The 15706-nt window shown below is 72.7% G+C and carries 15 protein-coding genes; 5 read left to right on the forward strand and 10 right to left on the reverse strand.

What is annotated here, in order from left to right; genetic code table 11:
• A partial coding sequence (locus STRAU_RS29845) for a glycosyltransferase (protein ID WP_037662824.1) occupies positions 1–394 on the reverse strand: 394 nt, incomplete at its 3' end.
• Positions 395–718: 324 nt separating this feature from the next.
• Entirely contained in the window at positions 719–2461 is a 1743-nt protein-coding gene (recN, locus tag STRAU_RS29850; protein ID WP_016644145.1) for a DNA repair protein RecN, read from the reverse strand.
• Positions 2462–2682: 221 nt separating this feature from the next.
• On the opposite strand from recN, the gene STRAU_RS29855 reads away from it, so the two are divergent.
• Entirely contained in the window at positions 2683–4035 is a 1353-nt protein-coding gene (locus tag STRAU_RS29855) for an ABC transporter permease (protein ID WP_259300015.1), read from the forward strand.
• A gap of 133 nt (positions 4036–4168) precedes the next feature.
• On the opposite strand, the gene STRAU_RS29860 is transcribed toward STRAU_RS29855, so the two are convergent.
• The 3 genes from STRAU_RS29860 to STRAU_RS29870 are packed head-to-tail and all read right to left on the reverse strand — an operon-like array spanning position 4169 to position 6247.
• Entirely contained in the window at positions 4169–5074 is a 906-nt protein-coding gene (locus STRAU_RS29860; protein ID WP_016644147.1) for an NAD kinase, read from the reverse strand.
• The gene (locus STRAU_RS29865; RefSeq protein ID WP_037662827.1) at positions 5071–5886 is read right to left on the reverse strand and encodes a TlyA family RNA methyltransferase; all 816 of its coding nucleotides are present in this window, start codon (positions 5884–5886) and stop codon (positions 5071–5073) included. Before STRAU_RS29865 ends, STRAU_RS29860 begins: the two co-directional genes overlap by 4 nt.
• Positions 5887–5893: 7 nt before the next feature.
• Positions 5894–6247: a hypothetical protein gene (locus tag STRAU_RS29870; protein ID WP_016644149.1), complete on the reverse strand. Its 354-nt coding sequence runs from the start codon at positions 6245–6247 to the stop codon at positions 5894–5896.
• A gap of 42 nt (positions 6248–6289) precedes the next feature.
• Here STRAU_RS29870 and STRAU_RS29875 point away from each other — a divergent pair, with 42 nt between their 5' ends.
• Positions 6290–6637 carry an SCP2 sterol-binding domain-containing protein gene (locus STRAU_RS29875; RefSeq protein WP_016644150.1) on the forward strand — a complete coding sequence of 116 codons (348 nt, stop codon included), beginning with the start codon at positions 6290–6292 and terminating at the stop codon, positions 6635–6637.
• Between the two features lie 112 nt (positions 6638–6749).
• Here the strand turns inward: STRAU_RS29875 and STRAU_RS29880 are convergent, their stop codons facing one another.
• Genes STRAU_RS29880 through STRAU_RS29890 form a run of 3 tightly spaced genes read right to left on the reverse strand, consistent with a single transcriptional unit; the run spans position 6750 to position 9753 of the window.
• The gene (locus STRAU_RS29880) at positions 6750–7616 is read right to left on the reverse strand and encodes an ABC transporter ATP-binding protein (protein ID WP_016644151.1); all 867 of its coding nucleotides are present in this window, start codon (positions 7614–7616) and stop codon (positions 6750–6752) included.
• A complete protein-coding gene (locus STRAU_RS29885) occupies positions 7613–8674 on the reverse strand; it encodes a FecCD family ABC transporter permease (protein WP_052029348.1) in 1062 nt (353 codons plus the stop codon). Before STRAU_RS29885 ends, STRAU_RS29880 begins: the two co-directional genes overlap by 4 nt.
• Before the next feature lie 35 nt (positions 8675–8709).
• The gene (locus STRAU_RS29890) at positions 8710–9753 is read right to left on the reverse strand and encodes a FecCD family ABC transporter permease (RefSeq protein ID WP_037662832.1); all 1044 of its coding nucleotides are present in this window, start codon (positions 9751–9753) and stop codon (positions 8710–8712) included.
• Positions 9754–9806: 53 nt separating this feature from the next.
• Between STRAU_RS29890 and STRAU_RS29895 the strand changes: the two genes are divergently transcribed.
• A complete protein-coding gene (locus STRAU_RS29895) occupies positions 9807–10856 on the forward strand; it encodes an ABC transporter substrate-binding protein (protein ID WP_037662834.1) in 1050 nt (349 codons plus the stop codon).
• A 50-nt stretch (positions 10857–10906) separates the two neighbouring features.
• The gene (locus STRAU_RS29900) at positions 10907–11740 is read left to right on the forward strand and encodes a siderophore-interacting protein (protein ID WP_016644155.1); all 834 of its coding nucleotides are present in this window, start codon (positions 10907–10909) and stop codon (positions 11738–11740) included.
• A gap of 36 nt (positions 11741–11776) precedes the next feature.
• Here STRAU_RS29900 and STRAU_RS29905 read toward each other — a convergent pair whose 3' ends face one another.
• On the reverse strand, positions 11777–12829 hold the full coding sequence (locus STRAU_RS29905; protein ID WP_016644156.1) for an HAD-IIA family hydrolase: 1053 nt from the start codon (positions 12827–12829) through the stop codon (positions 11777–11779).
• Positions 12830–12900: 71 nt separating this feature from the next.
• Between STRAU_RS29905 and STRAU_RS29910 the strand changes: the two genes are divergently transcribed.
• Positions 12901–14250: a DUF1015 family protein gene (locus STRAU_RS29910; RefSeq protein ID WP_016644157.1), complete on the forward strand. Its 1350-nt coding sequence runs from the start codon at positions 12901–12903 to the stop codon at positions 14248–14250.
• Positions 14251–14338: 88 nt separating this feature from the next.
• On the opposite strand, the gene STRAU_RS29915 is transcribed toward STRAU_RS29910, so the two are convergent.
• Positions 14339–15115, reverse strand: coding sequence for a tetratricopeptide repeat protein (locus tag STRAU_RS29915; RefSeq protein WP_078621594.1), 777 nt, complete (start codon positions 15113–15115; stop codon positions 14339–14341).
• Positions 15116–15706 lie beyond the last annotated feature (591 nt).

Raw genomic sequence — 15706 nt, forward strand, 5'->3', positions numbered from 1 at the left:
GGACGTGGGCGCGGGCGCCCGCGGCCTGGGCGCGGGTGTGCCAGGTGACGACGAGCGGGACGCGGCGGCCGGTCAGGGCGAGGGCGGCACGCAGTCCGGCGTGCAGTCCGTGCGCGTGCACCAGGTCGGCGTCGGCGCAGGCCGCCCGGAGCGCGGCGACGGACGCGGGGTCGCTGCGGCGCGGCACGGGGACGTGGTGGGCGCCGCTGCCCGCGAAGTCGTACGTCTCGTCGGCCTCGGCGGGCGCGCACACGGTGACGCGCACACCGCGCGCGGCCAGCCCTGTCGCCAGGGACCTGACGTGCGCGCTGCTTCCCGCACTGCCGCCGCCCAGTACCTGCACGGTGTGCAGCGGCGGCTGGCCTTGCGGTGCGGGGGTGCTCACGTGGCTCACGTGGCCGGGCTCCTGGGTCGGGTCGGCGGCTGGGCGGCGCGCCGAGGGGTGGGTGGGCGCCGAGGGGACGGGCGTTCGGTGGCCCGCCCGTGCGCAGCGTCAAGAATGCCAGTACGTACGCCCGTTCCGGCACTGCCGAAAGGTCCCTGCACCATCGGACCGGACAACTCCGTTCGCCGGATCACCCACTCGGGTGAGCGCGGCTCCCGTAACGGAGAGGCTGGGAGACAGCCCGTCCGGCGTTTGAGGACGAGCCCGGGAAGGGGCGCCCGCGCGCGGAGCGCGCTAATGGACACTGCGGGGAAAGCCCCGCAGGGCCCGCCCTCAGCCATCCCCCCGAGCCGCCGCCAACAACTCCTCCGCATGCGCCCGAGCAGTCTCGGAGTCCTCCTGCCCGGCAAGCATCCGCGAAAGCTCCCGCACCCGCTCCTCCCCTTCGAGCACCTGCACCCCGGACCGCGTCACAGACCCGTCATGGGTCTTCTCGACGAGCAACTGCCGATCGGCGAAGGCCGCCACCTGCGGAAGGTGCGTGACGACCACGACCTGCGCGGACTTCGCGAGCCGCGCGAGCCGCCGCCCGATCTCCACGGCGGCCTTGCCGCCGACCCCGGCGTCGACCTCGTCGAAGAGATAGGTGGGCACGGGATCCGTACCGGCGAAGACGACTTCCACGGCGAGCATGACGCGCGACAGCTCACCGCCGGAGGCCCCCTTGGCGATGGGCCGGGGCGGCGCGCCGGGGTGGGGGGCGAGCAGCAGCTCGACGTCGTCGACACCGGCGGGCCCGTACGCGACCGTGCGCCCGTCGATCTCGACCCCGTCGGGATCGTCGGTCTGCCGCACATCGATCGTCACGCGCGCGTGCGGCATGGCGAGCGAGGCCAGCTCCTCGGTGACGGCGGCAGCGAACCGCGAGGCGGCCTCGACGCGCGCGTCGGTGAGGGCCCGGGCGAGCCCGGACAGCTCGGCCCGCAGCGCGTCCCGCTCGGCGGTCAGCTCCCCCAGGCGGTCGTCGTCGCCCTCGAGTTCGGTGAGGCGGGAGGCGCCGTCCTCGGCCCAGGCGAGCACGGCGCCGACGTCCTCGCCGTACTTGCGGGTGAGTTGCGTGAGCGCGGCCCGCCGCTCCTCGACGGCGGCGAGCCGCAGCGGGTCGGCGTCGAGGTCGTCGGCGTATCCGGCGAGCTCGCCGGAGACGTCCGAGAGCAGGATCCCGATCTCGCCGATGCGGTCGGCGAGGGCGGCGAGGGCGGGGTCGTGGGACCGGACGGCCTCAAGGGCCCGGTGGCCGCCCGCGACCAGGGTCGTGGCGTCCACGCCCTCGGGGTCCTCGGGGTTGCCGGCGAGGGCGGCGTGCGCGGCCGTCGCGGCGGAGGCGAGGGCCTCGGCGTGGCCCAGGCGCTCGGCCTCGGCGGCGAGTTCGGTGTCCTCGCCCGCGCGCGGTTCGACGGCGGCGATCTCCTCCAGGCCGAAGCGCAGCATGTCGGCTTCCTGGGCGCGCTCGCGGGCGCGCGTGGTGATCTCGTCGAGCTCCAGGGTGACGGCGCGCAGCCGGCGGTAGGCGGCCGTGTACTTGTCGAGTGGTACGGCGACGGACTCGCCCGCGTACCGGTCGAGAGCGCCGCGCTGCCGGGCGGGCTTGAGCAGGCCCTGCTGATCGCTCTGGCCGTGCACGGCCACGAGGTCGTCGGCGAGCTCGGAGAGCACGCCGACCGGCACGGACCGCCCGCCGAGGTGCGCGCGGGAGCGGCCCTCCGCGGAGATCGTCCGGCTGACCAGGAGCGCCCCGTCGTCCAGTTCGGCCCCGGCCTCCTCGGCGCGCACGGCCGCGGCGGCGTCCGCGGGCACGGCGATGCGCCCCTCCACGACCGCCGCCTTGGCGCCGATCCGCACCAGGGCGGGGTCGGCGCGCCCGCCGAGCAGCAGGCCGAGGCTGGTGACGACCATCGTCTTGCCCGCTCCGGTCTCGCCGGTCACGGCGGTGAAGCCGGGCGACAGCTCGACGACAGCGTCGTCGATGACTCCGAGCGACCGTATCCGCATCTCCTCCAACACGCCCCTGACCATACGAGGTTTTCCCCGGGCGCCGCGACGCCGCCCCACTCTCCGCGGTGAAGGCGCTGGTCGATGCCCGGGCGGCGGGCTCGGTTTTGTCACCCCGCGCAGCGGGTTCCGTTGACCGACCGCGCCTCTGGCACCGGAGCGCCAGGGACCTGGGGTTTTCCTCAGGTGAATCCTGCGGCGAACCTCATGGTGGCGGGTGTACCTGCCGCCGCATCATGATCGACATGAGTACAGGACTGGCTCGGGCGGCGCTGCACGCGCACCGCCCGGCATTTATCGGCACGGCCGTCGCGGCACTGTTCGCGGCGACCGTCGTGAGCGCGTCGACCATGATGCTGCGCACGACGAGCACGGACGGCCTCGCGGGCCCGGCACGCGCACAGCTCACCGAGAACGGCGTGGGCGACATGGCGACCGTGCTCCTGATCGGCTCCATCTACATGTCGATATTCGTGGTCGTGTCGACGATGGGCACGGCCGTCGTGCAGCAGCACCGCGAGCTCGCGCTGGTCCGTTCCATCGGCGCCAAGCCCCGGCAGGTCCGCCGCGCGGTGGCCGTCCAGGCCCTCGCCGCGTCCGTCCCCGCCGCCCTGGTCGGGTTCGCGCTCGGCGGCGTGCTGGCCCGGGTGTGGTTCCGGGGCATGATCACGCACGGCCTGGTCCCGGCCGAAGTGCCCTTCCGCTTCAGCTGGCTGGCGCTGCCCGTGTGCCTGGGCGTCGCCGTCGTCACCTCGACGCTGGCGGCCGTCCTGTCCGCGCTGCGCTTCTCGCTGCTGCGCCCGGCACGCGCGCTGGACGAGGCGGCGGCCGGGCGGCGCGGGCTCGGCCTGCTGCGCGCCCCGCTCGGCCTGCTCGCGGTCGCGGGCGGCGTCTTCCTGTCCGTGCTGCTCTCCCGGCAGCCCGCGGACGAGGCGAACGAAGGGGCGTTCCTGGTCCTGATCCTGTTCTGCGTGGGCGCGGGCCTGCTCGGGCCGCGGCTCATCGGGCCCGCGGCCTGGCTGGTCTCGGCGGCCGTGGGGCGCCTCGGCGGCAGCGCGGCGCGTTTGGCGATGCTCAACGTCCGCTCCCAGCCCCGCCGTTTCTCCGCGGCGGTGGTGCCGCTGCTCCTGGTCGTCGGCTTCGGCCTCACGAAGATCGCGACGCACACCACGGCCCAGCACCACACGGGCTCGGCGGGCAGCACGGGCGAGGTCTGGATGGATTACATGGGCACGTCGTTGTACGCGGGCTTCGCCGCCATCGCCTCGGCCAACACCCTCGCCATGATCTCCTTCGAGCGCCGCCGCGACCTGGCCCTGCTGCGGGTCGTCGGCTCCCAGCGCCGCCAGGTGCGGGCCATGGCGGCGTGGGAGGCGGTGGTCGTCGCCGGGACGGCACTCCTCTTGGGCACCGCGATCGCCCTGGCGACGCTCGCGCCGATGCTCAGCACGGCCTTCGGCTCGGCGGTCCCGTACATGCCCTGGGCGGTGCCGACGGGCATAGCCACCGGCACCCTGCTCCTGGCCCTCGGCGCCACGGGCCTGCCGGTGATGGCAGTGCTGCGGCGCCGGGCGATAACGGTGGTCAGCGCGACCTGACCGTGGGCGACATGGCTCTGGAACGGCCCTGTGCCCCGTATGGGGCGCGGGGAACTGCGCGACCAGCCCCACCGGCCCGCGCAATAAGCACCCCACCGGCCCGCACAATCCCCCCGGCACATCCAGCGAAGCGCTAGTGCGGCGCCCCCCGCCACCCCGAAACCGGCAGGGCGAACTTGGCCACCAGCCGGTCCGTGAACGACGCGTGGTGCAGCCGCGCGAGCCGCACCGGCACGGCGCCGCGGCGCACCTCCACCCGCGCCCCGGCGGGCAGTTCGACGGTCCGCCGCCCGTCGCACCACAGCACCCCGTGCGGCGTGTGCGGCTGGACCTCGACGGCGAGGACGGAGTCCGGCGAGGTCACCAGGGGCTTGGCGAAGAGGGCGTGCGCGCTGATCGGCACCATCAGGAGCGCCTCGACCTCGGGCCACACCACGGGCCCGCCCGCCGAGAAGGCGTACGCCGTCGAGCCGGTCGGCGTCGCGCACACGATGCCGTCGCAGCCGAAGCCGGTCACCGGGCGCCCGTCGATCTCCAGGACGACTTCCAGCATCCGCTCGGCCGACATCTTCTGCACGGCGGCTTCGTTGAGGGCCCAGTCGCGGTGCACGACATCGCCGTTGCTGTGCACGACGACGTCGACGGTCATGCGCTCCTCGACCTCGTACGCCTTGGTGACGACGCGGTCGACGACCTTGTCCAGGTCGTCGCGCTCGGCTTCGGCGAGGAAGCCGACGCGGCCGAGGTTCACGCCGAGCATCGGCACGCCGGAGGCGCGGGCGAACTCCGCGCCGCGCAGCAGCGTCCCGTCACCGCCGAGCACGACTAGGAGTTCGCACCCGTCCAGGCAGGCGGGCGTCGCCTCCTTGACCAGCTCGACCGAGGGAGGCAGCGGCAGGTCCACGGCCTCCGCCTCGAGCACCCGCACGCCGAGGCCGCTGCGCAGCAGCCCCTGTACGACGAGTTCGGCGCTGCGGATGGCCGCGGGCCTGCCGGTGTGCGCCAGAAGAAAAACAGTACGAGCTCGGGTCTGACTCAACGGGGCCCCTCCGCCACGGCACGGTCGACGTCCGCCGGGTCGAGTTCCGGCGCCCCGGCGCGCAGCCACAGAAAGTACTCGACATTCCCCGAGGGTCCGGGCAGCGGGCTGGCGGTCACGCCGCGCACCCCGAGCCCGAGCCCCCACGCCTGCCGTGCCACGGTCCGCACGGCGTCGGCGCGCAGCTCCGCGCTGCGCACCACACCTCCGCTGCCGAGGCGTTCCTTGCCGACCTCGAACTGCGGCTTGACCATCAGGACCAGGTCCGCGTCCGGCGCGGCACACCGCACCAGGGCGGGCAGGACAAGCCCCAGCGGAATGAAGGACAGATCGCCGACGACGAGATCGACAGGAACGCCATCGACGAGGTCGAGCGTCAACTCGCGTACGTTCGTACGGTCCTTGACGGTGACCCGGTCGTCGCTCTGCAGCGACCAGGCGAGCTGGCCGTAGCCGACGTCGACGGCGACGACGTGCGCGGCCCCGGCGCGCAGCAGCACGTCGGTGAAGCCGCCGGTGGACGCGCCCGCGTCCAGGGCGCGCCGCCCCTCGACGGCGAGCCCCTGCGGCACGAAGGCCGCCAGCGCGCCTGCGAGCTTGTGGCCGCCGCGCGAGACGTAGTCGGGATCGCTGTCGTCCTGGGTGACGACGATCGCGGCGGCCGTCTCCACCTGCGTGGCCGGCTTGGTAGCGAGGGTCTTGCCGACGCTCACCCGGCCGGCGGCGATCAGCTGGCTTGCGTGCTCGCGCGAGCGCGCGAGCTTCCGGCGCACCAGCTCGGCGTCGAGGCGGCGGCGTGCCACTCCTGCCACGTTCGGTTCAGCTCCTGTCGTACGAAGGGTGCGGCGCCCCCGCGGGCGCGGGGGGCCCGGGGCGTGCGTCCAGCGCGGTGAGCGCGTCGCGCAGGCCCTGGTGAACATCCTCGTACACCTCGATGTGGCCGTCCGTGGCGAGGTGGTCGGCGTCGGCGAGACGGTCGAGCCGCGCGTCGACCTCGGCGTCGCCGGTGGGGGTGCGGACCACTTCCAGGGGGGCGGGCTCGGAGGGGTCGACGTCGGCTTCCGGGGCCGGGGGAACATCCGGGGCCACGGGAACATCGGCGTCCGCCTCCGCCGGAATCTCGTACTCCGCCTCCGTGGGCTCGGGCTCGCGGCCCGGCGTCCAGTCGCTCATGGCACGACGCTACATCGAAGCCCTGCGGTACCGTCGATCACGATGGCGACCATGGCGGAGTGCCGCAGCGCACTCGACAGACTCTCGGACAATCTCGCGGACGCCGACGGCGACGTACGCAGTGCCGCCGCGCTCGACCGCTCGCTGAGCTGCCACATCAAGGATCTGGACGCCACCTTCGACGGCCGCCTGAAGAACGGCCGGATCGAGGTGCTCGACCAGCACCCGGGCCCGCCGCGCGAGAAGGCCCAGATCCGCCTCGCCATGACCGGCGACGACCTGGTCGCGATGGTCGACGGCACCCTGAACTTCACCAAGGCGTGGGCCTCCGGCCGAGTCAAGCTGGAGGCGGGCCTACGCGACCTCCTGCGCCTGCGTTCCCTGCTCTAGCGCCGACCCTGCGGCCGAGGGGAACGAATCAGCCCGTCCGGCGTTTGAGGACGAGCCGCGAAGCGGCGAAAAAAGGGGGCCAGGGGGCGAAGCCCCCATAGAGAGCCCCGATTCACGCGCCCACGCGAGCCTTACGTGCGGCCGGAACAACGAGCGGCGTCCCCGTCTCCGGATCATCGATCACCTGACACCGAATCCCAAAGGTGTCCCGAACCAACTCAGCGGAAACAATCTCCCGCGGCGGGCCCTCGGCCAGCACCTCGCCGTCGCGCAGCGCGATGAGGTGCGTGGCGTAACGGGCGGCGTGGTTCAGGTCGTGCAGGACCGCGACCAGCGTGCGCCCCTGCTCCTCGTGCAGGTCGGCGCAGAGGTCAAGGACGTCGATCTGGTGCTGGATGTCGAGGAACGTGGTCGGTTCGTCGAGCAGCAGCAGCGGCGTCTGCTGGGCGAGGGCCATGGCGATCCACACGCGCTGCCGCTGGCCGCCGGAGAGCTCATCGACGTACCGGTCCCCGAGCTCGGCGACACCCGTCGCCTCCATGGACTCGCGCACGATCCGCTCGTCGTCGCCCGACCACTGCCGCAGCAGTCCCTGGTGCGGGTAGCGGCCGCGCGCCACCAGGTCTCCGACGGTGATGCCGTCGGGGGCGATGGACGACTGCGGCAGCAGACCGAGCGTCCGCGCGACCTTCTTCGCGGGCATCGACTGGATGGCCTGCCCGTCCAGGAGCACCCGCCCCGCCGAGGGCTTGAGCATCCGGGACAGGGCGCGCAGGAGCGTCGACTTGCCGCAGGCGTTCGGACCGACGATCACGGTGAAGGAGTTGTCGGGGATCTCGACGGACAGCTTCTCCGCGATGACGCGCTGGTCGTAGCCGATGGTCACGTCGTCGGCGATGAGCCGGTTCACAGGGGCACGCTCCTGGTCGTGTGTGTCTTCGTACGAGGACGAGGGCTTGGGCTTGAGCTTGGGCCTCATATCCGTCCCGCCTTGCGCTCGGTGGCGAGCAGCCACAGCAGATACACGCCGCCGAGGACACCGGTGACGACGCCGACGGGCAACTGGTCGGCGCCGAAGACCCGTTGCGAGGCCCAGTCGGCGACGATCAGCAGGGTGGCGCCCATGCACATCGCGGGCAGCAGGTTGGGGCCGGGCGAGCGGGTCAGGCGGCGGGCGAGCTGCGGCGCGGTGAGGGCGACGAAGCTGACGGGCCCGGCGGCGGCGGTCGCGGCGGCGGTGAGCAGCACGGCGGAGCCCATCAGCACGATGCGGGTGCGCTCCACGGGCACCCCGAGGGCGTACGCCGTGTCGTCCCCCATCTCCAGCATCCGCAGCGGCCGCGCGTGGGCGACGACCAGCGGCAGCAGCACCGCGCACAGCGTGAGCAGCGGCCACACCTGCTCCCAGTCGCGGCCGTTGAGCGAGCCCGTCATCCACACGACCGCGCGCGCGGCGTCGACGAGGTCGGCCTTGGTCAGCAGATAGCCGTTCACGGCGAGCGCGAAGGCGTTCACGCCGATGCCGACGAGGACGAGCCGGTAGCCGTGGACGCCCTGTTTCCAGGCGAGGAGGTACATCGCGGCGCCGGTGACCAGGCCGCCGACCAGCGCACCGCCCGCGACCTCGTTCGCGCTGCCCTGGAAGATCACGATCATGAGGAGGGCGCCCGCGGTGGAGCCCTGCCCGATGCCGAGGACGTCCGGGCTGCCCAGCGGATTGCGGGAGATGGACTGGAAGAGCGCGCCGCCGAGGCCGAGCGAGGCGCCCACTAGGAGGCCGACGACGACCCGCGGCAGCCGCAGGTCGTTGATGATGAACTCCTGGCCGGGGTCGCCGTTGCCGAGCAGGGTGCGGATGACGTCGGCGGTGGGGATGTCGAAGTCGCCGGTGCCGATGAGCACGACGCTCGCGGCGAGCGCGGCGACCACGAGGACCGCGACGACGACGGCGGCGCGGACGTCGAAGCGGACGGAGACCCCGCGGGTACGTATCGCTCGGGTAGGTATCGCTCGGGTAGGTATCGCTCGGGTAGGTATCGCTCGGGCACGGCTCGCGCGGGTGCGTATCGCCTTCACAGCTGGGCCGTCCTCCGCCGTCGTACGAGCAGGATGAACACCGGGGCGCCGATGGCCGCGGTGACGATGCCGACCTGGAGTTCGGCGGGGCGTGAGACGACCCGGCCGAGCACGTCGGCGCCGAGCAGCAGGACGGGCGAGAGGACGGCCGCGTACGGGAAGATCCAGCGCATGTCCGGGCCGGTGAAGGACCGCACGACGTGCGGCACCATGAGGCCGACGAACATGATGGGCCCGCACGCGGCGGTCGCGGCGCCGCACAGCAGCGTCGCGGAGACCATGGACAGCGCGCGGGTGCGGGTCAGATGGGCGCCGAGCGCGCGGGCGGTGTCGTCGCCCATCGCCACGGCGTTGAGCGGCCGGGCGAGGGCGAGGGCGAGCACCGTGCCCACGACGAGGAACGGCGCGACCTGCTGGATCGTCTCCATCTTGGCGGAGGCCAGCGAACCGACCGTCCAGAAGCGCATCTTGTCGAGGGCGGCGTTGTCCGTGATCATCACGGCCTGGAGATAGCCGGAGAGCGCCGCGGTCAGCGCCGTGCCGGCGAGCGCGAGGCGCACGGGCGTCGCACTGCGGGTGCCGCCGAGCGCGTACACCAGCGCTCCGACGACCGCCGCGCCCACGAAGGCGAACCACACGTAGCCGCTCAGCGAGGTGACCCCGAAGAAGCTGATGGCGGTCACGACGGCGGCGGACGCGCCCATGTTGATGCCGAGCAGCCCGGGGTCGGCCAGCGGATTGCGGGTCAGCGCCTGCAGGACCGCGCCGGACAGGCCGAGCGCCATGCCCGCGAGGAGACCGAGCAGCGTGCGGGACACCCGCTCGCCGACGACGATGTCGGTGTACGTCCCCGAGTCCTCGAACAGGCCGTGCCAGACCTGGTCCATGGAGAGCGGTTTGGCGCCCACGGCGATGCTGGCGAACACCAGGGCCAGCAGCACCACTACGGAGAGCAGAAGCCCGGCGCCGCGTATCGCGCGGCGGCCGGGTGGCGCGGGAGCGGTCTCCGCGCTGGGTTCGGGGGGACTGTCGACCAACACGCGGTTAGGTTAGCCTACCCTCCTATTGCTCTTCGACGAGAGAAGCGCCACGTATGCCCCGGTCACGCCCGTCCCCTGGCTCTCCCTCGCCCCGGCCGTCCCGGCGTGCCGTGCTCACCGCCGGCGGCGCCCTGGGCCTCGGCGCCCTCCTCGCCGCGTGCGGTGACGACAACGGCAAGGACAAGGCGTCGAACGCGGGCTCCGACGGCAAGCCCTGGAGCTTCAAGGACGACCGCGGCAAGACCGTGCGCCTCAAGTCGACGCCGAAGAACATCGTCGCGTTCATCAGCACGGCCGCCGCCCTGCACGACTACGGCGTCGAGTGCACCGGCGTCTTCGGCCCCTCGAAGCCCGTCGACGGCAAGCCCAACCCGCAGGCAGGCGATCTCGATGTCGACAAACTGACCAGCGTCGGCGAGACCTGGGGCCAGTTCAACATCGAGAAGTACGCGTCCCTCCGGCCGGACCTGCTGATCAGCAACATGTTCCCGCCGCCGAACCTCTGGTTCGTCCCCGAGGAGAGCAGCAAGAAGATCGCCGCCCTCGCCCCGACGATCGGCATCAACGGCGCCCGCGCCTCCCTCCTAGAGCCGCTGAAGCGCTATACCGATCTGGCCGCCGCGCTCGGCGCCGACCTGGAGTCCGAGAAGGTACGAGCCGCCAAGTCCCGCTTCGAGAAGGCCGAACGCACCCTGCGCGAGGCCGCGAAGGCGAACGGCGGCCTGAAGGTCATGGCGATGACGGGCGACGCCGACCAGATGTACGTCGCCGTGCCCGACTCCTACTGCGACCTCAACTACTTCAAGGATCTCGGCGTCGAGTTCGTCGAGGGCAAGAAGAGCGACGAGTGGGGCTTCTGGGAGTTCCTGAGCTGGGAGAACGCCGACAAGTACCACGCCGACCTGATCATGGTCGACAACCGTTCCTCCGCGCTGACCGAGCAGCAGCTCGCGAAGAAGCCCACCTGGAACAAGCTCCCCGCCGTCAAGGCCGGCCAGACGGTCCCGTGGTCCATGGAGGAGCGCTACAGCTACGCGGGCTACGCCCCGGTGCTCGAACAGCTGGCGGCCGCCATCGAGAAGTCCAAGAAGCTCAAGCGCTAGCCGCCGGGCGCGGGCCCCCGATCACACCGGACAGGAAAGAGGCTCACCCCATGACCGACGCCCCGTTCCAGTTCTTCGACACCCAGGTCCTGCGCACCGAACGCCTGACGCCGTCGATGGTCCGTGTGGCCCTCGGCGGCTCCGACGTGGCGCGGATGGCCTCGGGCGGACGCGACCAGCGCGTCAAGGTGTTCCTGCCGCAGCCGGGCCAGAGCGCGCCGGTCATGCCGGACACGGACTCCCCCGACTGGTACGCGGCCTGGCGCGCCCTCGACCCGGGCGTACGCGGCATCATGCGCACGTACACCATCCGTGAACTGCGCCGCGACCCGCACGAGTTGATCGTCGACTTCGCCGTGCACGAGCCCGCGCCGGACGCGCGGGACACCGAGGGCCCGGCCTCGCGCTGGGCCCGCACGGCCGCCCGCCCCGGCACCCGCGTCGGCGTCCTCGCCCCGGTCGAGGAGGAGAACGCGGCGTACGACTTCAGGCCGCCCGAGGACACCGACTGGATCCTGCTGACCGGCGACGAGTCGGCGCTGCCCGCCGTCGCCGGCATCCTCGAGGCGCTGCCGCCGTCGACGCGGGTCCTCGCCTGGCTCGAACTCCACGACCCGGCGGACCGCCAGGAACTGCTCACCAAGGCGGACGCCGACATCACTTGGCTCACGGGCGAGGGCACGACGACGGAGGCGATCCGCGCCGCCCGCCTCCCCGCCGGCACCCCCTACGCCTGGATCGCGGGCGAGTCGGCGACGGTCAGGTCCGTACGCCGCCATCTGGTCGGCGAACGCGGCATGGCCCGCGAGCGCGTGAAATTCACGGGCTACTGGCGCAAGGGCGCGACGGAGGACCAGCTCCTGTCCAACAACGAGCAGGCGTGACCACCCTTTCCACCGCGTCCGGCGTTCGAGGGACCGCTACAACCCCAGCCGAGCCAGCCCCTTCCCCCCATCGAGCTCGCACCGGCCGTCCCCCGCCGCGGTCCAAGCCGCCGCGCACAACGCCCTCAGCCCATTCATGGCCTCCCCTTCCCCGTCAAGCGCCAAGGCGTCGCCCCGCACAGAGGCAGTCCACCCTCCACAGGTGAACTCGCCCTCCCCCGGCGTCACTTCGGGCTGCCCGACCAGCATCCCTCGCAGATCCGCGTCCACATACGTGGGACGGTGCTCGGGCCGCGCGGCCAGCAACTGCGCGCCGTCGGTGACCCCGGTCAGCACGAGCAACGAGTCCACACCGCCGTTGAACGCCCCCTCGATGTCCGTGTCGAGCCGGTCCCCCACGACCAGCGCCCGCTCCGCCCCGGTCCGCAGAATCGTCTCCCGATGCATCGGCGGCAACGGCTTCCCGGCGACCTGCGGCTCCGCCCCCGTGGCGATCCGCACGACCTCGACGGCCGCCCCGTTCCCGGGCGCGATGCCCCGCCCGCTCGGAATCGTCAGGTCCGTGTTGGAGGCGAACCACGGCACACCACGCGCGATCGCGTAGCACGCCTCCGCGAACCGCCCCCACGCGAGCTCGGGCCCGCCATAGCCCTGCACCACGGCCGCCGGATCGTCGTCGGCGGACTCCACGGGCTCAAGCCCGCGCTCACGCAGCGCGACCCGCAGCCCTTCGCCGCCCACCACCAACACCCGCGCCCCGGCGGGCACTTGCTCGCTCACGAGCCGCGCCACGGCCTGCGCCGAGGTGATCACGTCCGACGGGTCGGCCGGGATGCCGAGCTCCGTCAGATGCCCGGCCACCGCGTCCGGCGTCCGCAGCGCGTTGTTCGTCACGTACGCGAGGTGCATGCCGCCCGACCGGGCCGTCTCCAGCGACTCGACGGCGTGCGCGATGGCCTTGCCGCCCGCGTACACCACCCCGTCCAGGTCGAGCAGCGCCGTGTCATAGCCCTCGCTCAGGGCCTGCTCGCTGCCCGCGGGGCGGGTCCGCGGGGGCTTGCTTCCGCCGCGGCTGCCGGTCTGGCTCATTACGCATCGCTCCTCGATAATTCCACTCCCCCGATCATCGCTCATGCCACTGACACACATACGATGCCCTAATGAACACAGCGGGTCACACGGACGTCCACGGCCTCGACCTGATCCCGTTCCGGGGTGTGCGCTACGACTCCGAACGGGTCGGCTCCCTAGCCGCCGTGACCTCACCGCCGTACGACGTGGTCGTGCGGCCCGACGGCCTGCTCGAACTCGAGTCGTCCGACCCGCACAACATCGTCCGCCTGATCCTGCCGCAGGCGACCACCCCGGCCGCCCGCAACCGGCAGGCCGCGGACACCCTCCACGACTGGCTCAGCGAGGGCATCCTGTCCCCCGATCCGGTACCCGGCCTGTACGTGTACGAGCAGCGGGACAGCGAAATCCTGCAGCGCGGCATCGTGGGCGCCCTCCGCCTGTCCGACCCGGCCCGGGGCATCGTCCTGCCGCACGAGGACGTCATGCCGGACGTCGTCGAGGACCGCGCCGCCCTGCTGCGCGCGACGGCCGCGAACCTCGAACCCCTGCTCCTCACCTACCGCAGTGAGGGCGCGGCGGCCGGCACAACTGGCGACACAGCCGTTGACACCGGGACCGGCACAAGCGACGGCGCCGCGAGTGGCGCCACCGTCGGCACGGCCGCTGTCATAGAGCGCGCGGCGAAGCACAAGCCCCTGCTCTCCACGACCACGGAGGACGGCTTCAGCCATCGTCTGTGGGCGGTGACCGATCCGGCGGAGATCGCTGAGATCCAGTCAGATCTGGGTCGCCACCAGGCACTCATCGCCGACGGCCACCACCGCTGGGCCACCTATCTGCGGCTGCGCGCCGAGCACGTCTCGCCGGGGCCCTGGGACTTCGGCCTGGTCCTGCTCGTGGACACGGCCCGCTATCCGCTGCGGGTGCGCGCGATCCACCGCTATCTGCACCGGCTGCCGGTCGCCGAGGCCCTGAGCGCCCTCGGGGACTCGTTCCGGGTACGCACCCTGCGCTGCCCGCTGTCCGAGGCGCGGGCGGCCCTCGCCGACGCCGCGTCCGAGGGCAACGCGTTCCTCCTGGCCGGCGACGGCTCGTACCACCTCGTGGACCGCCCCTCCGCCGACCTCCTGGCGCGCACGGTCCCGCTGGGCCGGCCCGACGCCTGGCGCACCCTCGACGCGACGGTCCTGCACGCCACGCTCCTGGACCACATCTGGCGCATCCCGGACGCCCCGGACCACATCGCGTACATCCACCACACGGAGGCGACGGTCGAGAAGGCCGAGCGCGAGGGCGGCACGGCGGTCCTGATGCACCCGGTCCGCGAGGAGGTCGTGCGCGACCTGGCCCGCCAGGGTGTCACGATGCCCCGCAAGTCGACGTCGTTCGGCCCGAAGCCGGCGACGGGCCTGGTCCTGCGCGACCTGGCGTTCTGACCTCGTCACACGTCGGCGGCGTACGACGAAGGGGCGGGCCTCCACCGGGAGGTCCGCCCCTTCGATCACTTACCTGGTGCTGCTGCCGTCAGTCCTCGTCACGCTCGACGGCGTCGGCATCGGCATCGGCCTTCGACTCGGCCTCGGCCTCCGGAGCCACCGCTTCCTCCGAGTCGGCGTCATCGCCATGGAGGGCATCGACGAACTCGACGCCGTCCAGTTCCGCGAGCCGGTCGGACGCGTCGGTGCTGCCGTCCTTGTCGGCCTCGATGGCCTTCGCGAACCACTCGCGCGCCTCGTCCTCACGCTCGGCGGCGAGCAGCGCGTCGGCGTAGGCGTACCGCAGGCGCGCGGTCCAGGGCTGGACCGAGTTGGACGCCAGCTCGGGGCTCTGCAGCGTGACGATGGCGGCGTCGATCTGCCCCATGTCGCGCCGCGCACCGGCGGCGACGAGCCGCATCTCGACCTGGCCCGCCTTGTCGAGCTTGTGCACTTCGGGCGCCCCGGCCATGTCGAGCGCCTTCTCGGGCCGCCCGAGCCCGCGCTCGCAGTCGGCCATGACCGGCCACAGCTCCACGCTGCCGGTCATCCGCCGCGCGGCCCGGAATTCGGCGAGCGCCTCGCTGAACTTCTGGTTGGCGTACGCGGCGAAGCCCGCGGCCTCGCGCACGGCGGCGACGCGCGAGGCGAGCCGCAGCGCGATCTTCGCGTACTCGTATGCCTGCTCGGGGTCCTCGTCGATGAGCTTGGCGACCATCACCAGGTTCCTGGAGACGTCTTCCGCGAGCCCCTTGGGAAGGCTCTGCAGCTCCTGCCGTACGTCCTTGTCGATCTCGTCGCCCGTGACGTCGTCCGGGATGGGCAGCCGCTTGATCGGCTCACGGTCCCGGTCGCGGTCGTCGCGACGGAACCCGCCGCGGTCGCCGTCACGGCGGTCGTCGCGCCCACGGAACCCGCCGGGCCGGCCGCGGTCGTCGCGACGGGGCCCACGCCCACGGTCATCGCGCCCGCGGTCGTCACGGCCTCGGTCGTCACGCCGGTCGTCGCGGCCGCGGTACCCGCCGCCGCCACGGTTGTCGTCGCGACGGAAGCCACCGCGGTCGCCTCGGTCACGGTCGTCACGGCGATCGTCGCGCCGGAAGGCGGGCCGGTCACCATCGCGCCGGACCCCACCACGGTCGTTGTCGCGACGGTCATCACGCCGGTCGTCACGACGGAAGCGGCGGAAGCCACCACGGTCACCGCGGTCGCCTCGGTCGTTGTCACGGCGGTCATCGCGCCGGTCGTCGCGACGGAAGGCGGGCCGATCACCGCCACGGTTGTCGTCGCGGCGGAAGCCACCGCGGTCGCCGCGGTCACGGTCGTCACGCCGGTCATCGCGCCGGAAGGCGGGCCGGTCACCATCGCGCCGGACCCCACCACGGTCGTTGTCGCGACGATCGTCACGCCGGTCGTC

The sequence above is a fragment of the Streptomyces aurantiacus JA 4570 genome, assembly GCF_000414115.1.
GTDB classification, from domain to species: Bacteria; Actinomycetota; Actinomycetes; order Streptomycetales; family Streptomycetaceae; genus Streptomyces; species Streptomyces aurantiacus_A.